The sequence below is a fragment of the Pseudomonas sp. BNK-30 genome, from assembly GCF_047456185.1.
Classification (GTDB): Bacteria; Pseudomonadota; Gammaproteobacteria; order Pseudomonadales; family Pseudomonadaceae; genus Aquipseudomonas; species Aquipseudomonas putida_E.
The window spans coordinates 576,362-597,297 of sequence record NZ_CP179904.1; the positions used below are offsets into that span (position 1 = coordinate 576,362).

20 protein-coding genes are annotated in these 20,936 nt (G+C 61.8%); 17 read left to right on the forward strand and 3 right to left on the reverse strand.

What is annotated here, in order from left to right:
- Window positions 1-28: 28 nt before the first annotated feature.
- The 5 genes from tilS to ispD all read left to right on the forward strand — a co-directional run bounded on the left by tilS (window position 29) and on the right by ispD (window position 5,840).
- The gene (gene tilS / locus ACMGGN_RS02660; protein WP_237860063.1) at window positions 29-1,309 is read left to right on the forward strand and encodes a tRNA lysidine(34) synthetase TilS; all 1,281 of its coding nucleotides are present in this window, start codon (window positions 29-31) and stop codon (window positions 1,307-1,309) included.
- A 269-nt stretch (window positions 1,310-1,578) separates the two neighbouring features.
- The gene (locus ACMGGN_RS02665; protein ID WP_115274042.1) at window positions 1,579-3,207 is read left to right on the forward strand and encodes a CTP synthase; all 1,629 of its coding nucleotides are present in this window, start codon (window positions 1,579-1,581) and stop codon (window positions 3,205-3,207) included.
- A gap of 195 nt (window positions 3,208-3,402) precedes the next feature.
- The gene (gene eno / locus ACMGGN_RS02670; RefSeq protein ID WP_012315883.1) at window positions 3,403-4,692 is read left to right on the forward strand and encodes a phosphopyruvate hydratase; all 1,290 of its coding nucleotides are present in this window, start codon (window positions 3,403-3,405) and stop codon (window positions 4,690-4,692) included.
- A 162-nt stretch (window positions 4,693-4,854) separates the two neighbouring features.
- Window positions 4,855-5,136, forward strand: coding sequence for a cell division protein FtsB (ftsB, locus tag ACMGGN_RS02675; RefSeq protein WP_012315882.1), 282 nt, complete (start codon window positions 4,855-4,857; stop codon window positions 5,134-5,136).
- Window positions 5,133-5,840: a 2-C-methyl-D-erythritol 4-phosphate cytidylyltransferase gene (gene ispD / locus ACMGGN_RS02680; RefSeq protein WP_115274043.1), complete on the forward strand. Its 708-nt coding sequence runs from the start codon at window positions 5,133-5,135 to the stop codon at window positions 5,838-5,840. Before ftsB ends, ispD begins: the two co-directional genes overlap by 4 nt.
- A gap of 134 nt (window positions 5,841-5,974) precedes the next feature.
- On the opposite strand, the gene ACMGGN_RS02685 is transcribed toward ispD, so the two are convergent.
- Entirely contained in the window at window positions 5,975-6,871 is an 897-nt protein-coding gene (locus ACMGGN_RS02685; RefSeq protein ID WP_115274044.1) for a LysR substrate-binding domain-containing protein, read from the reverse strand.
- Window positions 6,872-6,978: 107 nt separating this feature from the next.
- On the opposite strand from ACMGGN_RS02685, the gene ACMGGN_RS02690 reads away from it, so the two are divergent.
- The 8 genes from ACMGGN_RS02690 (at window position 6,979) to rpoS (ending at window position 14,201) form a co-directional block, all read left to right on the forward strand.
- The gene (locus tag ACMGGN_RS02690) at window positions 6,979-8,091 is read left to right on the forward strand and encodes an S-(hydroxymethyl)glutathione dehydrogenase/class III alcohol dehydrogenase (protein ID WP_046788319.1); all 1,113 of its coding nucleotides are present in this window, start codon (window positions 6,979-6,981) and stop codon (window positions 8,089-8,091) included.
- A gap of 8 nt (window positions 8,092-8,099) precedes the next feature.
- Window positions 8,100-8,954: an S-formylglutathione hydrolase gene (fghA, locus tag ACMGGN_RS02695; RefSeq protein WP_115274045.1), complete on the forward strand. Its 855-nt coding sequence runs from the start codon at window positions 8,100-8,102 to the stop codon at window positions 8,952-8,954.
- A gap of 144 nt (window positions 8,955-9,098) precedes the next feature.
- Window positions 9,099-9,572: a 2-C-methyl-D-erythritol 2,4-cyclodiphosphate synthase gene (gene ispF, locus ACMGGN_RS02700; protein ID WP_046788321.1), complete on the forward strand. Its 474-nt coding sequence runs from the start codon at window positions 9,099-9,101 to the stop codon at window positions 9,570-9,572.
- Window positions 9,569-10,627 carry a tRNA pseudouridine(13) synthase TruD gene (gene truD, locus ACMGGN_RS02705; protein ID WP_414156445.1) on the forward strand — a complete coding sequence of 353 codons (1,059 nt, stop codon included), beginning with the start codon at window positions 9,569-9,571 and terminating at the stop codon, window positions 10,625-10,627. The genes ispF and truD overlap by 4 nt, the downstream gene beginning before the upstream one ends.
- Window positions 10,615-11,364 carry a 5'/3'-nucleotidase SurE gene (surE, locus tag ACMGGN_RS02710; protein WP_039601868.1) on the forward strand — a complete coding sequence of 250 codons (750 nt, stop codon included), beginning with the start codon at window positions 10,615-10,617 and terminating at the stop codon, window positions 11,362-11,364. The genes truD and surE overlap by 13 nt, the downstream gene beginning before the upstream one ends.
- A gap of 38 nt (window positions 11,365-11,402) precedes the next feature.
- Entirely contained in the window at window positions 11,403-12,041 is a 639-nt protein-coding gene (locus ACMGGN_RS02715; RefSeq protein WP_182445319.1) for a protein-L-isoaspartate(D-aspartate) O-methyltransferase, read from the forward strand.
- A gap of 186 nt (window positions 12,042-12,227) precedes the next feature.
- On the forward strand, window positions 12,228-13,085 hold the full coding sequence (locus tag ACMGGN_RS02720; RefSeq protein ID WP_046788323.1) for a peptidoglycan DD-metalloendopeptidase family protein: 858 nt from the start codon (window positions 12,228-12,230) through the stop codon (window positions 13,083-13,085).
- Window positions 13,086-13,193: 108 nt separating this feature from the next.
- Complete coding sequence (gene rpoS / locus ACMGGN_RS02725) at window positions 13,194-14,201, forward strand: RNA polymerase sigma factor RpoS (RefSeq protein WP_012315872.1); 1,008 nt, start codon at window positions 13,194-13,196, stop codon at window positions 14,199-14,201.
- Window positions 14,202-14,699: 498 nt separating this feature from the next.
- Here rpoS and fdxA read toward each other — a convergent pair whose 3' ends face one another.
- Together fdxA and mutS are read right to left on the reverse strand one after the other, a co-directional pair.
- Window positions 14,700-15,023, reverse strand: coding sequence for a ferredoxin FdxA (gene fdxA / locus ACMGGN_RS02730; RefSeq protein ID WP_012315871.1), 324 nt, complete (start codon window positions 15,021-15,023; stop codon window positions 14,700-14,702).
- Between the two features lie 140 nt (window positions 15,024-15,163).
- Window positions 15,164-17,737: a DNA mismatch repair protein MutS gene (gene mutS, locus ACMGGN_RS02735; protein ID WP_237860060.1), complete on the reverse strand. Its 2,574-nt coding sequence runs from the start codon at window positions 17,735-17,737 to the stop codon at window positions 15,164-15,166.
- A 139-nt stretch (window positions 17,738-17,876) separates the two neighbouring features.
- On the opposite strand from mutS, the gene ACMGGN_RS02740 reads away from it, so the two are divergent.
- The 4 genes from ACMGGN_RS02740 to recA all read left to right on the forward strand — a co-directional run bounded on the left by ACMGGN_RS02740 (window position 17,877) and on the right by recA (window position 20,921).
- On the forward strand, window positions 17,877-18,623 hold the full coding sequence (locus ACMGGN_RS02740; RefSeq protein WP_046788325.1) for a S24 family peptidase: 747 nt from the start codon (window positions 17,877-17,879) through the stop codon (window positions 18,621-18,623).
- 202 nt (window positions 18,624-18,825) lie between these two features.
- Entirely contained in the window at window positions 18,826-19,161 is a 336-nt protein-coding gene (locus tag ACMGGN_RS02745) for a phage holin family protein (RefSeq protein WP_115274050.1), read from the forward strand.
- Between the two features lie 106 nt (window positions 19,162-19,267).
- The gene (locus ACMGGN_RS02750) at window positions 19,268-19,750 is read left to right on the forward strand and encodes a CinA family protein (RefSeq protein WP_012315851.1); all 483 of its coding nucleotides are present in this window, start codon (window positions 19,268-19,270) and stop codon (window positions 19,748-19,750) included.
- 103 nt (window positions 19,751-19,853) lie between these two features.
- Complete coding sequence (gene recA, locus ACMGGN_RS02755) at window positions 19,854-20,921, forward strand: recombinase RecA (protein ID WP_046788327.1); 1,068 nt, start codon at window positions 19,854-19,856, stop codon at window positions 20,919-20,921.
- Window positions 20,922-20,936 lie beyond the last annotated feature (15 nt).

Consider the following 20,936-nt stretch of genomic DNA (forward strand, 5'->3'; position numbering starts at 1 on the left):
CAACGCTTTCAAGCCGCGTGAGGCTCCAATGATCAACCTCACCCCTTGGCTCAATGCCCCTGCCTGGTACATCGCCTTCTCCGGTGGCCTCGACTCCACCGTCCTCCTGCACTGGCTGGCCGACTACGCCCGCATCCACGCAACGCCGCCGCTCCATGCCATCCACATCCACCACGGCCTGCAACCTGCCGCCGATGCCTGGCCAGGCCATTGCACCGCGGTGTGTGAGCGGCTGGGCATCGAACTCACCGTCATCCACGTTCAGGTCCCTGCCGGGGCGAGCCTGGAGCAGGCTGCGCGCGATGCTCGGTATGCGGCATTCGAGACCGTTCTTGGCGCGGGCGACGTCCTTTTTACGGGGCAGCACTGTGATGACCAGGCCGAAACCTTGCTGTTCCGGCTTCTGCGCGGTGCCGGCCTGCGTGGCCTGGCCGCGATGCCGCAGCAGCGTCCGTTGGGTCGCGGCCACGTGGTCAGGCCGCTGCTTAACGTGTCTCGCGCGCAGTTGCATGAATATGCTCAAACCCATGGGCTGATCTGGGCCGAAGATCCGTCCAACGCAGATACGGCATTTGCCCGCAATTTTTTGCGCGCAGAAGTGTTCCCGCTATTGCAGAAGCGTTGGCCGAAGGCCAGCCAGGCCCTGGCTCGTGGTGCCGATCATCTGGGGGAGGCGCTCGGTCTGCTCGATGAGCTGGCTCAGGCTGACCTGGCCGTAGCCCGGAAGGGGGCGCCTGCGATTTGGTCAGGGTTGGACTCCCTTGACCTCGCGAGCCTGGTGGCGCTGTCGCCAGCCCGCCAGCGCAATGCCCTGCAATATTGGTTGAGCCTGCGCACCCGTCTGCCCGACACCCGTCATTGGGCCGGTTGGACGGCACTGCGAGATGCGGCAGTCGATTCCCAACCTGCCTGGCAGCTGACCGACGGCAAGCTTGAGCGCAGCCACGGGCGGATCTGGTGGTTGTGTGGTGACTGGCTGCAGCCTGTCGGCGGGACGCTGCGCTGGGAGACGCCCGGTAGCCCGTTGCCATTGCCCGGGAATGGCAGCGTCAGCCAGCAGGGCGCCCCGGTAGGCGATTTGCGCATCGCCTACCGCAAGGGCGGGGAAGTGCTGGACATACCAGGCCGTGGCAAGCGCGACCTCAAACGCCTGCTCAACGAGTTGCAAGTCCCGCACTTCGTGCGACCGCGCCTACCGCTGCTGTATCGTGGCGAGCGCTTGCTGGCAGTGGCCAATCTGCCGCGATTGGCGCAGGCCGATTGCCAGCTCCACTGGCAGCCTCCGACGAACGCGCAAGGTTTGAGCTGAAGGGTACATTCCGGTAGACTACCCTCCCTTCTTGATACAACTTCTGTGCGTTCCTCGGAAACACGGCAGTTGCCGATTACCACGCAGTTTTTTGCTGGGCTGATTCTGGAAATGACGAGCGAGCTCCATGCCGGGGATAACCCTGGTCTGTACAGACGCGGCAGTTTTTCGAGATGCACTGTGATTGACGCAGGTGATCGGGGGCTTCGGCCTTCCTTCGCTTTCTCCGGCGGCGCTGGCCGCCTTAACGCAGACTTCTAGGGTTTTTCATGACGCGCTACATATTCGTCACGGGCGGTGTTGTTTCTTCATTGGGGAAAGGCATTGCCTCGGCTTCCCTGGCGGCCATCCTGGAAGCGCGGGGGCTAAAGGTCACCATGCTCAAGCTGGATCCGTACATCAACGTCGATCCTGGCACCATGAGTCCGTTCCAGCACGGTGAAGTATTCGTCACCCACGACGGCGCCGAGACCGACCTCGACCTGGGCCACTACGAGCGGTTCATCCGCACGACCATGACCCAGAACAACAACTTCACCACCGGCCGCATCTACGAGCACGTGCTGCGCAAAGAGCGTCGTGGTGATTACCTGGGCGCGACCATCCAGGTCATCCCGCACATCACCGACGAGATCAAGCGTCGCATCATCAAGGGTGCCGGCGATGCCGATGTGGCCCTGGTGGAAATCGGTGGTACCGTGGGCGACATCGAGTCGCAGCCGTTCCTCGAGGCGATCCGCCAGTTGCGCTTCGAAGTCGGCGCCAAGCGCGCGATGCTGATGCACCTGACGCTGGTGCCGTACATCGCCACCGCTGGTGAGACCAAGACCAAGCCGACTCAGCACTCGGTCAAGGAACTGCGCTCCATCGGCCTGCAGCCTGACGTGCTGGTCTGCCGCTCCGACCACCCGATCGACAGCTCGTCGCGCCGCAAGATCGCCCAGTTCACCAACGTTGAAGAGCGTGCGGTGATTGCCCTTGAAGACGCCGACACCATCTACAAGATCCCGGGCATTCTGCATGCCCAGGGCCTGGACGATTTCGTCGTCGAACGCTTCGGCCTGCAGTGCAGCAGCGCCGACCTGTCCGAGTGGGACAAGGTAGTCGACGCTAAGCTCAACCCTGAGCACGAAGTGACCATCGCCATGGTCGGCAAATACATGGAGCTGCTGGACGCGTACAAGTCGCTGATCGAAGCGATGAGCCACGCCGGCATCACCAACCGCACCAAGGTCAACCTGCGTTACATCGATTCCGAAGATATCGAAAACCAGGGCACCAGCCTGCTCGAAGGCGCAGACGCCATTCTGGTACCGGGCGGTTTCGGCCTGCGTGGCGTGGAAGGCAAGATCACCGCGGTGCAGTATGCCCGTGAGAACAAGGTGCCATACCTGGGTATCTGCCTGGGCATGCAAGTTGCCGTGATCGAATTCGCCCGCAATGTGATGGGCTGGAAAGACGCCAACTCCACCGAGTTCGATCGCAACAGCGGCCACCCGGTCGTTGGCCTGATCACCGAGTGGGCCGATGCCACTGGCGCTGTCGAGACCCGTACCGAAGCCTCCGACCTGGGTGGCACCATGCGCCTGGGTGCGCAGGATTGCCAACTGGCTGCCGGCTCCAAGGTGCATGACTGCTATGGCAAGGACGTGATCACCGAGCGCCATCGCCACCGCTACGAAGTGAACAACAACCTGCTGCCGCAACTGGTCGATGCTGGCCTGGTGGTATCCGGTCGTTCCGAAGACGGTGCGCTAGTTGAAGTGGTCGAGTCCAAGGACCACCCGTGGTTCGTCGCCTGCCAGTTCCACCCTGAGTTCACCTCGACCCCGCGTGATGGCCACCCGCTGTTCAGCGGCTTCGTCAAGGCTGCTCTGGCGCAGAAGAACAAGGCCTGAGCCCAGGCTTTGTGAGTTTTCCGACGGTATAAACCGCGCAAAGCTCATTTCTCGGGTAAAGTACCGTCCGTTCTGCCCCTGACCCGCCGGTCAGGGGCTGCTTCTGCCAGGCCTGCCTGCTGCATCTACGCCTGGTGCAAGGCAAGAATTTCCTAAAGCTGCGTTGTTTTCGTCAATTCTGGAGTGCTTACAACAATGGCAAAAATCGTCGACATCAAAGGTCGTGAAGTTCTCGATTCGCGTGGCAACCCCACCGTGGAAGCCGATGTACTGCTCGACAACGGCATCATCGGCAGCGCTTGCGCGCCGTCCGGTGCTTCCACCGGCTCGCGCGAAGCGCTGGAGCTGCGTGATGGCGACAAGAGCCGTTACATGGGCAAGGGCGTGCTGAAAGCTGTTGGCAACATCAACGGCCCGATCCGTGACCTGCTGCTGGGCAAGGACCCTTCCGACCAGAAGGCTCTGGACCGCGCCATGATCGAACTGGACGGTACCGAGAACAAGGCCAAGCTGGGCGCCAACGCCATCCTGGCTGTTTCCCTGGCTGCTGCCAAGGCTGCTGCCCAGGACCAGGACCTGCCGCTGTACGCGCACATCGCCAACCTCAACGGCACCCCAGGCCAGTATTCGATGCCGGTTCCGATGATGAACATCATCAACGGTGGCGAGCACGCCGACAACAACGTCGACATCCAGGAGTTCATGGTGCAGCCGGTTGGCGCCAAGACCTTCTCCGATGGCCTGCGCATGGGCACCGAGATCTTCCATCACCTCAAGGCTGTGCTCAAGGCCCGTGGCCTGAACACCGCAGTGGGTGACGAAGGTGGCTTCGCGCCGAACCTGGCTTCCAACGAAGACGCCCTGGGCGCCATCGCTGAAGCCGTGGAAAAAGCCGGCTACAAACTGGGCACCGACGTGACCCTGGCCCTCGACTGCGCGGCCTCCGAATTCTACGAAGACGGCAAGTACAACCTGTCCGGCGAAGGCAAGTCGTTCGACGCCGAAGGCTTTGCCGACTACCTGAAAGGCCTCACCGAGCGCTTCCCGATCATCTCGATCGAAGACGGTCTGGATGAGTCCGACTGGGCTGGCTGGAAGATCCTCACCGACAAGATCGGCGAGAAGGTGCAACTGGTCGGTGACGACCTGTTCGTGACCAACACCAAGATCCTCAAGGAAGGCATCGAGAAGGGCATCGGTAACTCGATCCTGATCAAGTTCAACCAGATCGGCTCGCTGACCGAAACCCTGGAAGCCATCCAGATGGCCAAGGCCGCAGGCTACACCGCTGTGATCTCGCATCGCTCCGGTGAAACCGAAGACTCGACCATTGCCGACCTGGCTGTGGGTACCGCCGCTGGCCAGATCAAGACCGGCTCGCTGTGCCGTTCCGACCGCGTCTCCAAGTACAACCAGTTGCTGCGCATCGAAGAACAACTGGGCGCCAAAGCGGTTTACCGCGGTCGTGCCGAGTTTCGCGGCTAAGCAAGAGATGGTAAAAAGACAGCAGCCGAAGCTGTCGGAACTTTCTTACTGAAATTTCTGACACATGATGCGGGTTTCTGTCGACGAAGCCTGGCCTCGGCCAGGCTTCGTGCTATTTGAGGTCTGCCTGTTCGCGGCGGTCTTTTTAACCTGGATACCTTGATGCGCAGTCCCTATTGGTTGTTCCTTGTCCTGCTCCTGCTGCTTGGTGGCCTGCAGTACCGCCTGTGGGTGGGTAACGGCAGCCTGGCGCAAGTGGCTGAGCTCAAGCAGCAGATCGACGAGCAGCATGCCGAGAACGAGCGGCTGCTGGAGCGTAACCGCGTGCTCTATGCCGAGGTCCTGGAATTGAAAAAAGGTATGGAGACCGTTGAAGAACGGGCTCGTCACGAATTGGGGATGGTCAAAGAGGGTGAAACCCTCTTCCAGCTGCCGCAAAAATGATCGAAACCCTACCGGCCTTCTGGGCCGTGATTCCTGCTGCGGGTGTTGGTGCCCGCATGGCTGCCGACCGCCCGAAGCAGTATTTGCAATTGGGTGGGCAGACCCTTCTCGAGCATAGCCTCGACTGTTTTCTTGGCCATCCGGCGCTCAAGGGCGTGGTGGTCAGCATTGCTGCGGATGATCCTTACTGGCCTGGCTTGCGCTGCGCCAGCGACCCCCGCATCCAGCGTGCGTCAGGTGGGCGTGAGCGCGCCGACTCGGTGCTCAATGCCTTGTTGCTGTTGCATGCCCAAGGTGCGGCGGACACTGACTGGGTGTTGGTGCACGATGCGGCGCGGCCAAACTTGGCACGCACGGATCTTGACCGTTTGTTGTCGCAGTTGGCTGATGACCCTGTAGGAGGGCTGCTGGCGGTGCCTGCGCGTGACACGCTAAAGCGCGCCGATGCCAATGGCCGGGTCAGCGCCACCGTGGATCGCAGCACCATCTGGCAGGCCTTTACGCCTCAAATGTTCCGCCTGGGGGCTTTGCATCGGGCCTTGGCCGAGTGCCTGGTGTCCGATGTGGTGGTCACCGATGAAGCTTCGGCCATCGAATGGTCCGGCCAGGCGCCGCGGCTGATCGAAGGGCGCAGCGACAACATCAAGGTGACCCGCCCGGAAGACCTGGAGTGGCTGCGCCAGCGTTGGTCAGGGCGCCGCTGAGATTGCCGGGTCCGTCTCGCGGCCCAATCGCCGGCAAGCCGGCCACAGGTTACCCAGCTGCTCTCAAGTTCAGCGCAAACCCAGTGGGAGCCGGCTTGCCGGCGATTGGGCCGCAAAGCGGACCCGCTAAACTGTCAGACCATTCGGTACTCCGGCATCCCCGCCAACCCCTCCTTCAGATAATCCACCAGCCGCCGAACCTTGGGCGACAAGTGCCGCTGCTGCGGATACAGCGCCCACACCGCCGTATTGGGCGGCTGATGCGCCTCCAGCAGCGACACCAGCGCGCCGCTGTTGAGGTGTTCCAGTACGTAGTAATCCGGCAACTGGCACAGCCCCATTCCCAGCAAAGCGGCATCCAGCACCGCCTGGCCACTGTTGCACCGCCAGTTGCCCTGCACCCGCTGGCTGATCTCGCGCCCGTCCTGTTGCAACGCCCACAGGTCCGTGCTGCCCACCAGGCAGTTGTGCCGGGCCAGTTCCGACAGGCTGTGCGGGCGGCCATAGCGTTCCAGATAAGCGGGCGACGCGCACAGGTACATGCGCCGTGGCGCCAGGCGCGTCGCCACCAACCTCGAATCGGCAAGCCGCCCCAGGCGAATCGCCAGGTCCATGCCTTCGTGCAGCAGGTCCAGCGTTCGGTTGCTCAACTCCACTTCGACCCGCAACTGTGGATACAGCGCCATGAAGCGCGTCACCAGCGGCACGATGAAGCGCTCGCCATAAGCCACAGCACAGGTCATGCGCAATAGCCCCTTGGGTTCGCTGGCCAAGTCGCCCATGGCACGCAGTGCTTCTTCACGGCCATCCTGCAGGCGTTGGCAATGTTGCAGGAATGTCTGCCCGGCCTCACTCAGGGTCACGCGACGCGTACTGCGATACAGCAGGCGGGTTTGCAAGCGCTCCTCAAGGCGGGCGATCTGCCGGCTTATATGCGACGACGATACGCCCATGCGCTCGGCAGCGGCCGTGAATTGGCCCGATTCGGCCACGGCTACGAATTCATCGATACCCTCCCAGCGGCTGCTCATTGATTGTCCCTGTACGGCAATAATGTTTTGTCTTCGTCGCGATTATTCATCAAAACAAGCTGAATTACACTGCATGTCTGAACTGACCCTTTCTCTGGAGACCTTTGATGATCAAGTCCCGTGCCGCTGTAGCCTTCGAGGCCAAGAAACCTCTGGAAATCGTCGAAGTGGACGTGGCCATGCCCAAGGCTGGCGAAGTTCTGCTGCGTGTTGTGGCCAGCGGTGTTTGCCACACTGACGCCTATACCCTCTCGGGTGCCGACCCGGAAGGTATCTTCCCGTCGATTCTGGGCCATGAAGGTGGCGCGATCGTCGAGGCGGTAGGTGAGGGCGTCACCTCCGTGGCGGTCGGCGATCACGTGATTCCGCTGTATACCCCTGAGTGTGGTCAGTGCAAATTCTGCCGCTCGGGCAAGACCAACCTGTGCCAGGCCATACGTGCCACCCAGGGCAAGGGGTTGATGCCGGACGGCACCACTCGTTTCTCGTACAAGGGCCAGCAGCTGTTCCACTACATGGGCACCTCGACGTTCTCCGAGTACACCGTGCTGCCGGAAATCTCCGTCGCCAAGATCCAGAAGCAAGCGCCGCTGGAAAAGGTCTGCCTGCTCGGTTGCGGCGTGACCACCGGTATCGGTGCGGTGCTCAACACTGCCAAGGTCAAGCCGGGTGACACAGTGGCCATCTTCGGCCTGGGCGGTATCGGCCTGTCGGCGGTCATAGGCGCAGTCAAAGCCAAGGCATCGCGCATTATCGCCATCGACATCAACCCGGCCAAGTTCGAGATCGCCCGTCAACTGGGCGCCACCGACTGCATCAACCCGAAGGATTACGATCGCCCGATCCAGGAAGTGATCGTCGACCTTACCGATGGCGGCGTGGACTTTTCGTTCGAATGTATCGGCAACGTGCAACTGATGCGCGCGGCCCTGGAGTGCTGCCACAAGGGTTGGGGTGAGTCGGTGATCATCGGTGTCGCCGGTGCCGGCCAGGAAATCGCCACTCGCCCGTTCCAGCTGGTGACCGGTCGCGTCTGGCGCGGTTCTGCCTTCGGTGGCGTGCGCGGCCGTACCGAACTGCCAAGCTACGTGGAAATGTCCGAGAAGGGCGAGATTCCGCTGGACACCTTCATCACGCATACCATGGGCCTTGAAGATATCAACAAGGCGTTCGACCTGATGCATGAAGGCAAGAGCATCCGCAGCGTGATCCACTTCTGAGGTGAGCCATGAGCCTGGATAACATCTCCTGCCAGAAAAGCTTCGGCGGCTGGCACAAGCGCTACCGGCATCACTCCAAGGTGCTGGGTTGCGACATGGTGTTCGCCGTTTACCTGCCGCCGCAGGCCGAACAGGGCGAAAAGCTGCCAGTGCTGTACTGGCTCAGCGGCCTGACGTGCACCGACGAGAACTTCATGCAGAAGGCCGGCGCCCAGCGCCTGGCCGCCGAGCTTGGCCTGATCATCGTCGCGCCCGATACCAGCCCGCGTGGCGAGCAGGTGCCGGGCGACCCTGACGGCGCCTGGGACTTCGGCCTGGGCGCCGGCTTCTACCTCAATGCCACCCAGCAGCCTTGGGCGAAGCACTACCGCATGCACGACTATGTGGTCCAGGAGCTGCCAGAGCTGATCGAAGCGCACTTCCCGGCCTCGGATCAGCGCAGCATCAGTGGCCACTCCATGGGTGGGCACGGCGCGCTGGTCTGCGCCCTGCGCAACCCGGGGCGCTACCGCTCTGTGTCGGCGTTCTCGCCGATCAGCAATCCGATGGATTGCCCTTGGGGTGAAAAGGCCTTCAGCCGTTATCTGGGTGAAGACCGGGCGCGCTGGCGCGAGTGGGATGCCAGTGTGCTGCTTGCCGAGACGCCAGCGGGCGAATGCCCGCCGTTGCTGGTGGATCAGGGCGACCGTGACGACTTCCTTGCCAAGCAGCTCAAGCCTGAAGCGCTGGAGCAGGCGGCCCGCAAAGGGGGGCATGCGCTGAGCCTGCGCCTGCAACCTGGCTATGACCATAGCTATTACTTCATCGCCAGCTTCATCGATGAGCACCTGCGCCATCACGCAGTGGCACTTGGCCGGGGGTAGGGCTGCAGCTACACGCTGCAAGCTTCAAGCCGCAAGAAAGTGCGGGCAGCACAACGCCTGCTTTTTGCTTGTGGCTTGCAGCTTGCAGCTTGCAGCTCCAAATGAAGGTAGAATCACGCCCTGACTCAATCAGGGCGTTTTTCTATGCGTATTGGCCACGGCTACGATGTGCACCGTTTTTGCGACGGTGATTTCATTACCCTGGGTGGGGTGCGTATCCCCCACAAATACGGCCTCCTGGCCCATTCCGACGGTGACGTGCTGCTGCATGCCCTGAGCGATGCCTTGCTTGGCGCGGCGGGGCTCGGGGACATCGGCAAGCACTTCCCCGATACCGACCCGCAATTCAAGGGCGCCGACAGCCGCGTGCTGCTGCGCCATGTGGTCGGCATTGTCCAGGCCAAAGGCTGGAAAGTCGGTAATGTCGACGCCACCATCGTTGCCCAGGCGCCGAAAATGGCTCCGCATATCGAAACCATGCGCCAACGGATCGCCGAGGACCTGCAGGTCGAACTCGACCAGGTCAACGTCAAGGCCACTACCACCGAGAAACTCGGTTTCACCGGCCGCGAGGAGGGTATCGCCGTGCACGCGGTCGCCCTGCTGCTGCCAGCATGACCGAACTGGAACTGCTGGGCCCGCGCGCATCGGGCCAACCCCTGGGCACTGCGATACTCAAGGCTGTGGCCGAAGACTTCCAGGTCGATGAGGTGCTGGACATTCCGCTTTCGGGCCAGGGCGAGCATCTATGGTTGTGGGTTGAGAAGCGCGACCTCAACACTGAGGAAGCTGCCTGCCGCCTGGCGCGAGCCGCTGGTGTGCCGGTGCGCTCGATCAGCTACGCCGGCCTCAAGGACCGCCAGGCCCTGACGCGCCAGTGGTTCAGCCTGCACCTGCCTGGCAAGGCAGACCCCGACCTGTCGCGTGCCGAAGATGCCACCCTGCGTGTGCTCAAGCAGGTGCGTCACCAGCGCAAACTGCAGCGCGGCGCCCATTCGGCCAATGGCTTCACCCTGCGCCTAACGGCGCTGGCGGCTGATCATGCTGCCCTCGATGCCCGCCTGCAGGCGCTCAAACAGCAGGGTGTGCCAAACTACTTCGGCGGCCAGCGTTTCGGGCATGGCGGCGGCAATGTCCAGGATGCCCAGCACTGGGCTGCCCGCAAGGCCCTGCCCGAGCAGCGCAACGTGCGTTCGCGGCTGCTCTCGGCTGCCCGCAGCTACCTGTTCAACCAGGTACTGGCTGCCCGCGTTGCCGACGGCAGCTGGCAGCGGGCCCAAATCGGTGACCTGTTGGCATTCACCGATAGCCGCAGTTTTTTTTCGGCGGGTGAACAGGAATGTTCAGACCCTCGCCTGGCCATTCTGGACTTGCATCCTACCGGCCCGATGTGGGGCGAAGGCCCTTCTCCTGCGGCCGGCGCGGCCGCGACGCTGGAGACGACGATAGGCGAGCAGCATGCATTGCTGTGCCAATGGTTGGCCAATGCAGGCATGAGTCACGAACGGCGCATCCTGCGGCTCCCTATTGGCGGCCTGACGTGGCATTATCCCGAGCCTGATATCCTGCAACTGGAATTCGTCCTTCCGGCCGGATGCTTCGCCACCGTGGTGGTGCGCGAACTCGTCGATCTGGTGCCGGCAGGGCAGACGGACAGCCCATGCGTATTCTGATTTCGAATGACGACGGTGTTACGGCACCTGGCCTCGCCGCGCTCCACGGTGCGCTGGTGGATTATGCCGAGTGCGTGGTGATCGCCCCGGATCAAGACAAGAGCGGCGCCGGCAGTTCGCTGACGCTGGACCGGCCGTTGCACCCGCAAACCCTGGCCAACGGTTTCATCAGCCTCAATGGCACGCCCACCGATTGCGTGCACCTGGGGCTCAATGGCCTGTTGCCGGAAACACCGGACATGGTTGTCTCTGGGATCAACCTCGGTGCCAACCTGGGGGATGACGTGATCTATTCCGGCACGGTCGCTGCCGCGCTGGAGGGGCGCTTCCTCGGCGGTACGTCGTTGGCATTCTCGTTACTGTCGCGTCTGCCCGACAACCTGCCGACTGCAGCGTTCATCGCCCGCCGGCTGGTTGAGGCGCAGTCACGCCTGGAACTGCCGCCGCGTACGGTCCTCAACGTCAATATTCCCAACCTGCCGCTGGAGCACATCCGTGGCATACAGGTCACCCGTCTCGGTCACCGGGCGCGGGCGGCGGCACCGACCAAGGTGGTCAACCCGCGCGGCAAGGAAGGCTACTGGATCGCCGTGGCCGGTGATGCCGAGGACGGTGGGCCGGGTACCGACTTCCACGCGGTGATGCAAGGTTACGTGTCGATCACCCCGCTGCAACTGGACCGCACCTTCAACGATGCCTTCGAGCAGCTCCACGGTTGGCTGGAGGGCGTGCTCTGATGCGCGAACAGGACGATCTGCAGCGCCGAGGTATCGGCATGACCTCCCAGCGTACCCGCGAGCGCCTGATCCAGCGCTTGTGCGAAGAGGGTGTATCGAACCCCAAGGTGCTCGATGCCATCCGCCGTACGCCGCGCCATCTGTTCGTCGATGAGGCCCTGGCCCACCGCGCCTACGAAGACACCGCGCTGCCGATCGGGCACAACCAGACCATCTCCCAGCCATTCATGGTCGCACACATGAGTGAGCTGCTACTGGAGGCAGGGCCGCTGGACAAGGTGCTGGAGATCGGTACCGGCTCCGGTTACCAGACGGCCATCCTTGCCCAACTGGTAGAGCGGGTGTTCTCGGTGGAGCGCATCAAGGTCCTGCAGGACCGAGCCAAGGAGCGCCTGGTCGAATTGAACCTGCGCAACGTGGTGTTCCGCTGGGGGGATGGGTGCGACGGCTGGCAGGCGCTGGCCCCCTACAACGGCATCATCGTTACCGCCGTGGCGCCGGAAGTGCCGCAGGCACTGCTCGACCAGCTGGCTCTTGGTGGGCGAATGGTCATCCCGGTAGGCCCTGCTGGTGAAGCCCAGCAGTTGATGCTTATCGTGCGTGAGGAGCAGGGCTTCTCTCGCCGTGTACTGGGCGCTGTGCGCTTTGTACCGCTGCTCAATGGCCCGGTGGCTTGAGCTGCTGGGAATATTTGAGGTGGTGACGAATTCTTGCCGCATCGCCCTGTCTATCTGGCGGGGCATCCCGGCTCTTTACTGAGCCTGTGCACCGAGCCTGCCAATGCAGTGGCGCTCGGTTATAATTGCAACATTATTGCATTTCTTTCCGTATTTTCGATTTTCGGCACCATGAGGGGAGCGCGGGTGGGGCACACAGTCATTCGGCAGCGCAAGGATTGGTTGGGTTTCAAGCTTCTGGTGATTGCACTGGCCATGGGCGCCCTGCTGACGGGTTGCTCCAGCACCGGCTCGGGCGGCGCACGCGTGGTCGACCGCAGCAATGCGGCGCCCAAGCGGCCGACCGTGACCTCCGGGCAGTATGTGGTCAAACCTGGCGATACGCTGTTCTCCATTGCGTTTCGCTACGGCTGGGACTACAAGGAGCTCGCCGCCCGCAATGGCATCGCTGCCCCGTACACCATCCGGCCGGGCCAGGCGATCCGCTTCAGTAGCGGCGCTACCGGCAGTACCACGGTGGTGTCCAGCCCCTCTTCTTCGAGCAGGACGACGGTCATTCGTCGCCCCGTTGGAAAACCTATCACGGCGCCCGCCAGCGGCGGGAAAACGACGCCAACAACGCGAACCACGCCTACGCCGGTCGTTACCACGGTGCCCGCCGCAGAGCGCGCGGTGGGCGGTTGGACCTGGCCTGCAAATGGCGTGCTGATTGGAAAATTCGCTTCAAACGGTAGTTTGAATAAAGGCATTGATATCGCCGGTGATTTGGGACAGCCTGTTTTTGCTGCGTCTGATGGTGCGGTGGTCTACGCCGGGAGTGGCTTGCGGGGCTACGGCGAACTGATCATCATCAAGCACAGCGATACCTACGTCAGTGCCTACGGTCACAACCGCAGGCTGTTGGTTCGGGAGGGGCAGAAGGTCAAGGCAGGGCAGTCGATTGCTGAAATGGGGTCCACGGGCACTGATCGGGTGAAGCTGCATTTCGAGATTCGCCGCCAGGGCAAACCCGTCGATCCTCTCCAGTTCCTGCCACGGCGTTGATTGTTGTCCCCGGCCTGTTCCTCTGAAGTAGAGGGGAGAGGCTCCAGCGATGCCAGGGATGCAGGCGCCGCTCGAGTCTGAGTTCGAACTCAGCAAAGGACTATAACAATGGCTCTCAATAAAGAAGCGCCGGAGTTTGACATCGACGATGACGTTCTCCTGATGGAGACGGGCATCGTTTTGGAAACGGATGTGGTGTCAGACGAACCTGCTGTACCGTCGGTTCGGACCAGGGCCAAGTCAGGCTCTACGCTCAAGCAGCATAAATACATCGATTACAGCCGGGCGCTCGATGCCACCCAGTTGTACCTCAACGAGATCGGTTTCTCGCCTCTGCTTTCACCGGAAGAGGAAGTGCACTTCGCGCGGCTGTCGCAGAAGGGTGACCCAGCCGGGCGCAAGCGCATGATCGAAAGCAACCTGCGCCTGGTTGTGAAAATCGCCCGTCGTTACGTGAACCGCGGCCTGTCCTTGCTCGATCTCATCGAGGAGGGGAACCTGGGTTTGATTCGTGCAGTCGAGAAGTTCGACCCGGAGCGCGGTTTCCGTTTCTCGACCTATGCGACGTGGTGGATCCGCCAGACCATCGAGCGGGCGATCATGAACCAGACCCGCACCATTCGTCTGCCGATCCACGTGGTCAAGGAGCTCAACGTCTACCTGCGTGCCGCGCGGGAGTTGACCCAAAAGCTCGACCACGAACCTTCCCCTGAAGAGATCGCCACCCTGCTGGAAAAACCCGTTGCCGAGGTCAAGCGCATGCTTGGTCTTAACGAGCGGGTATCGTCGGTGGATGTTTCGCTCGGGCCAGATTCGGACAAGACCCTGCTCGATACACTCACCGACGATCGTCCTACCGACCCGTGCGAGCTGCTGCAGGATGACGACCTGTCACAGAGCATCGACCAGTGGCTGGGCGAGCTCACCGACAAGCAGCGCGAAGTGGTGGTACGCCGTTTTGGTCTGCGCGGGCATGAAAGCAGCACCTTGGAGGATGTAGGCCTGGAAATCGGCCTTACCCGCGAGCGAGTGCGGCAGATTCAGGTAGAGGGGCTCAAGCGCCTGCGTGAGATCCTGGAGAAGAATGGCCTGTCCAGTGAGTCGCTGTTCCAGTAAGCACTGCATGCCGGTATGCAAAAACGCCCTGATGACCTCGGGGCGTTTTTTTATGCGCAGGCCAGAGCGGCTGGCAATTATCTGGGGGTGATCAATGTGTAACTTGCTACCCCTGATGCACTGCGTGTAAGCCTTTGCTTACTTGTTGTGTAAGCCATACACGTAAAGGCCAGTAAATCATTGTCGTTTCCAGATCTGTTTTTTCTCAACTAACTGAAATAATTGAACTTTTCAGATTTGTGGAAATGTGTCCCCGGTAATGTCTTGTGAGGGTTCGCGGTTGCCTGCGCTGCGGAAGTCGCTAGTATTCGAACTGTGCACACGGACATGCACAGGCGTTCAGGAAGAACGCCAAGGACATCGCAAGACGCGATTCATCAGGACGATGTTTAGGACAAGCAGGGACTACGGAAAAAATGTGGGCGGGTCAAACCGCCCCTTTTTTTGCCCGCAGAAAATGAAAAAGGCCCGTTGCGGGCCTTTTTCGTATCTGGGCGATTAACGTTCCAGATCGGCGATCTTGCCAGGCTTGCCATCCCACTCTTCGGCGTCAGGCAGGGCATCCTTACGCTCGGTGATGTTCGGCCAGATCTCCGCCAGCTCGGCATTGAGCTCAAGGAAGTTCTCCATGCCCGCAGGCACTTCGTCTTCCGAGAAGATGGCCTGGGCCGGGCATTCAGGCTCGCACAGTGCGCAGTCGATGCACTCGTCCGGGTGAATGACCAGGAAGTTCGGGCCTTCGTAGAAGCAGTCCACCGGACAGACTTCCACGCAGTCGGTGTATTTGCATTTGATGCAGTTGTCGGTGACGACGAAGGTCATTTCTAGTTCTCTCCTCAGGCAACGGCGGCGGCCCTTCCTCTCAGGGCCGCGCGGTTTACGGGCATGTGGCTGCAGGCCAGGCTAATAACCTGCAGCACCAGCAAACCGCGGCGGATTCTACCAGCTTGTAGTGCCCGCCGTTATAACAGGTTCTTTAGTTGATATAGCATTTCGATAGCTTGACGCGGGGTCATGTCGTCCAGCTCCAGCTTGCCCAGCTTCTCGAGGGCCGGGTGTGGCAGGCTGGCGAACAGGTCGCTCTGGTGCGGTGCTTGTGGCTCGCCCTTGGCTTTGTTCGACACGGGTTGTTCGTGGGGCAGGCTGCTGGTCTCCAGCCGGCCCAGGTGCTCGCGCGCCCGCTGGATGACCGGCGACGGCACGCCTGCCAGTTGCGCCACGGCCAGGCCGTAGCTCTGGCTGGCGGGGCCAGGCAGCACATGGTGCAGGAACACGATGCGCTCGTTGTGTTCGGTAGCGTTCAGGTGCACGTTCGCCACCAGTGGTTCGCTTTCCGGCAGTACGGTCAGCTCGAAGTAGTGTGTGGCGAACAGCGTGTATGCACGCAGCTGCGCCAGGCGCTCTGCAGCCGCCCAGGCCAGCGACAAGCCGTCGAAGGTGCTGGTGCCACGGCCGACTTCGTCCATCAGTACCAGGCTGCGGTCAGTGGCGTTGTGCAGAATGTTGGCGGTTTCGCTCATCTCGACCATGAACGTCGAACGACCGCCAGCCAGATCGTCGCTGGAGCCGATACGGGTGAAGATGCGATCGACCAACGACAGTTCGCAACTGGCCGCCGGAACGAAACTGCCGATGTGCGCCATCAGCACGATCAGTGCGGTCTGGCGCATGTAGGTGGATTTACCACCCATGTTCGGGCCGGTGATGATCAGCATCCGGGTGCTGTTGTCCAGGCCCAGGTCGTTGGCTACGAACGGCGTGGTCAGTACCTGTTCGACCACCGGGTGACGCCCCTGATCGATGCGCAGGCAAGGTTCGTCGACGAAACGGGGGCAGTTAAGGTCCAGGTTGAGCGCCCGCTCGGCAAGGTTGCTCAGCACGTCCAGCTCGGCCAGCGCAGCGGCGCTGTCCTGCAGCGGTGCAAGGTGGCTGATGAGGGTCTCGAGCAACGCGTCGTACAGCATTTTTTCGCGGGCCAGGGCGCGGCTCTTGGCCGACAGCGCCTTGTCCTCGAAAGCCTTGAGCTCCGGCGTGATGAAACGCTCGGCCCCTTTGAGGGTCTGGCGACGAATGTAGTCGCCCGGGGCCTGTTCGGCTTGCTTGGTCGGCAGCTCGATGAAGTAGCCATGCACGCGGTTGTAGCCGACTTTCAGGTTGGCAAGACCGGTGCGGGCCTTCTCGCGGGCTTCAAGGTCGATCAGGAACTGGCCGGCGTTCTCGCTGATCGCCAGCAGATCGTCCAGCTCGTTGTCATAGCCGGCCTTGAGTACGCCGCCGTCGCGGATCACTGCTGGCGGGTTGTCGATGATCGCCCGCTCCAGCAGGCTGGCCAGCTCCGGGTAGGTGCCGGTGATGGCCGCCAGGCGCGCCAGGTGTGGGGCTTCCAGCTCAGCCATGGCGTTCTGCAGTTCGGGCAGGGCGCCGAGGGCATCACGCAGGCGCGCCAGGTCGCGCGGGCGGGCATTGCGCAGGCCGATACGGGCGAGGATCCGCTCGATATCGCCAATTTCCTTGAGCTGCGGCTGCAGTTTCTCGAAGCGGTAGCCATCGAGCAGGCAGCGAATCGAATCCTGGCGCGCCTGCAAGACCTTGAGGTCGCGCAGCGGGCGGTTCAGCCACCGGGTCAGCAGGCGGCTGGCCATTGCGGTCTGGCAGCGATCGATCACCGACTGCAAGGTATTGTCGCGACCACCTGCCAGGTTGATGTCCAGCTCCAGGTTGCGGCGGCTGGCCCCGTCGAGGATCACGGTGTCGTCCAGGCGCTCATGGCGCAAGCTGCGCAGGTGGGGCAGGGCGGTGCGTTGGGTTTCCTTGGCGTAGGTCAGCAGGCAGCCGGCGGCGCCGATGGCCAGGGTCAGCTTGTCGCAACCAAAGCCCTTGAGGTCTTTGGTTGCGAACTGCTGGCACAGAGCCTTGCGTGCCGAGTCGCGGTCGAAGTCCCAAGGGGCTCGTCGGCGTGCGCCCGGACGCTTCTCGGCCGGCAGGTCGCGTGGCCAGTCGTCGGGGATCAGCAGCTCGACAGGGTTGATGCGTTCAAGCTCGGCCAGCAGGTTTTCCCAGCCCTTGATTTCTTGCACGCTGAAATTGCCGCTGGTGATATCCAGCACCGCCAGGCCAAACAGGCGCTCATCCCCCAGCAGTGCGGCAATCAGGTTGTCGCGGCGCTCGTCGAGCAACGCTTCGTCGCTGACCGTGCCCGGGGTGATGATGCGCACCACCTGACGCTCTACCGGGCCCTTGCTGGTGGCGGGGTCACCGATCTGCTCGCAGATCACCACCGACTCGCCGAGCTTGACCAGCTTGGCCAGGTAGCCTTCCAGCGAGTGGAACGGAATTCCGCACATGGGGATCGACTGGCCGGCTGACTGGCCACGGGCTGTCAGGGTGATATCCAGCAGTTTTGCGGCTTTTTTCGCATCTTCGTAGAAGATTTCGTAAAAGTCGCCCATGCGGTAGAACATCAGCTGGTCCGGGTGCTGGTTTTTCAGCTTCCAGTACTGCTGCATCATTGGGGTGTGTGCGGAAAGATCAGACATTCAGGGCCTTACAGCGGGGATCTGGTTGGCGATTGTAAAACCGGCAATGGTACAGGCTTTTTGGCCGAGATGCAGGCGGCGGGCAAGTGCCCTCGCGCCCCGGCTGCATGAATTGCATTTCCTGTGGCGGCGCTGCATTATGCATGCTATGCAAAAACGCAATGTAGCCACCGTACTCAGAGAGTTGCTCGCCCGCCACGGCCTGTCCCCCACAGAGCTGCACCGGCGCACGGGCGTGCCTCAATCCACCCTGTCGCGGATCCTCAGCGAGAAGATCGTCGATCCATCGGATAGGCACGTGTCGAAAATTGCCGACTATTTCGGCGTCAACACCGAACAGCTGCGCGGCCGCGCCGAGCTTGGCGCCTCACGCGAAGCCGCATTGCCGGCCCGCGGCCATGCGGACCTCAGCGACATCAGCCTGTGGGACGATGAAACGCCCGTCGAGGACGACGAGGTGTCAGTACCCTTTCTTCGTGAGGTCGAATTGGCAGCAGGATCAGGAAGGTTCGTCATCGAGGAAAGCGAGCGTGCCCGCCTGCGCTTTGGCAAGCGCAGCCTGCGCCATAACGGCGTGCAGTTCGACCAGGCCAAATGCGTGACCGTGCGCGGTAACAGCATGCTGCCGGTACTGCGCGACGGGGCGACGGTCGGGGTCAACACCGGCAAGTGTTCGATCGGTGACATCATCGATGGTGATCTCTACGCCATCAACCACAATGGTCAATTGCGCGTGAAGCAGGTGTATCGGCTGCCCACCGGTATTCGCCTGCGCAGCTTCAATCGCGACGAACACCCTGATGAAGACTACAGCTTTCAGCAGTTGCAGGAGGAGCAGATCAGCTTGCTCGGGCATGTGTTCTGGTGGGGCATGTACGCCCGCTGACCAGGCCTTTTTCAAGAAAACCCGCTTCGGCGGTTTTTTTTCGTCTGGAGAAAAGCCCTACAGCCTGATGAGCAAAAGCACTCATGCGTATCAGCAAAGTCATGCCTACAGTTAAATGAATAAATGCATTGACTGGATATGCGTTAACGCATAGCTTGTATCTCGAGGCGGACTGAGCCTTTGTTACACAGGAGACAGGACAGTGACGAACGAGCAACAAGTGTTACTGGAGATGCCGCTCTGGCTGGTAATCGTCCTGGCATCGCTGGGCGGCCTCAGCGGCGAAATGTGGCGGGCCGACAAGGCGGGCGCCACCGGTTGGTCGCTGCTGCGACGGCTGGCGCTGCGCTCCGGCGCCTGTATCGTCTGCGGAGTTTCGACGGTGATGTTGCTGTATGCCAGCGGCCTGTCGATCTGGGCGGCCAGCGCATTTGGTTGCCTGACTGCGGTAGGTGGGGCCGATGTAGCCATGCGCCTTTATGAGTGCTGGGCGATCAGGCGGCTGGGCTTGCGTGGCACCGCCTCGAGCGATGAATGACCAGGAGGATGTGCGTGCGAAGGTTTGAGCATGGGTAGAACAATGCCTGTCCCGATCAGCCCCCTCAAATGCTAGGGTGTCGCTCAGCCTCTTCCAGGAGTTGCCCATGGACCCGATCACCGTTCTCTCCGCCCGGCTGGGCGAACACCTGCGCCGCTTCAGCGCCCAGGTCACCACCGCCGAATCTTGCACCGGCGGCGGCATCGCCGAAGCCATCACCCGCGTACCTGGCAGCTCCGCCTGGTTCGAGGCAGGCTATGTCACCTACTCCAACGCCCAGAAGACTCGCCAGCTTGGGGTCCCAGAACCGTTGTTCGCCCAAGTCGGTGCAGTCAGCCAGGAAGTGGTCGAAGCCATGGTTCGCGGCGCCCAGGCGGCCAGCGGTGCGCGTTTTGCCGTGGCAGTCAGTGGCGTGGCCGGGCCCGACGGTGGCTCGCCGGCCAAACCGGTCGGTACCGTGTGGCTGGCATGGGCCGATGGCAGTCACGTGAGCAGTGAGCGTCGCCACTTCGACGGCGACCGTGAAGCAGTGCGCCGACAGACGGTGATCGCCGCGTTAGACGGCTTGTTACAGCTTGGTGCCGAGTAAATCGACGACAGGGGTTTGCTCAAACGCTTCCCTGTGGAATAATACTGGCTACTTATACAGGTATTCCGGCCATCAGGGCCAAGTCGAACACGTGAGGATTTCAATGGACGACAACAAGAAGCGCGCCTTGGCTGCGGCCCTGGGTCAGATCGAACGCCAATTCGGCAAAGGCGCGGTCATGCGCATGGGCGATCACGAGCGCACCGGCATTCCGGCCATTTCTACCGGCTCCCTGGGCCTGGACATCGCTCTGGGCATCGGCGGCCTGCCAAAAGGCCGTATCGTCGAGATCTATGGCCCGGAGTCTTCGGGTAAAACCACACTGACCCTGTCGGTCATCGCCGAAGCCCAGAAAAGCGGCGCCACCTGCGCCTTCGTCGACGCCGAGCACGCTCTCGACCCAGAGTACGCCGGCAAACTGGGCGTCAACGTCGACGACCTGCTGGTTTCGCAGCCGGATACCGGCGAGCAGGCGCTGGAAATCACCGACATGCTGGTGCGTTCCAACGCCGTTGACGTAATCATCGTCGACTCCGTGGCCGCCCTGGTGCCCAAGGCAGAAATCGAAGGCGAGATGGGTGACATGCACGTTGGCCTCCAGGCCCGTCTGATGTCCCAGGCGCTGCGCAAGATCACCGGTAACATCAAGAACGCCAACTGCCTGGTCATCTTCATCAACCAGATCCGTATGAAGATCGGTGTGATGTTCGGCAGCCCGGAAACCACCACCGGTGGTAACGCCCTGAAGTTCTACGCCTCGGTGCGCCTGGACATCCGTCGTACTGGTGCAGTCAAGGAAGGCGACGAAGTCGTCGGCAGCGAAACCCGCGTCAAAATCGTCAAGAACAAGGTCTCGCCGCCGTTCCGTCAGGCTGAGTTCCAGATTCTTTACGGTAAGGGTATCTACCGTAACGGCGAAATCATTGACCTGGGCGTTGCTCAAGGGTTGGTCGAGAAGTCGGGTGCCTGGTACGCCTACCAGGGCAACAAGATCGGCCAAGGCAAGGCTAACGCAGCCAAGTACCTGCAAGAAAACCCGGCCATTGGTGCCGAGATCGAGAAGCAGATTCGCGAGAAGCTGCTCAAGGCGGGTGTTGTTGCCGAAGCGGGCAAGGCTGCTGCAGCCGATGCCAAAGCCGACGACGTGGCTGACGCCGACGCCGGTTATTGATAGCTGCTTGGCCGA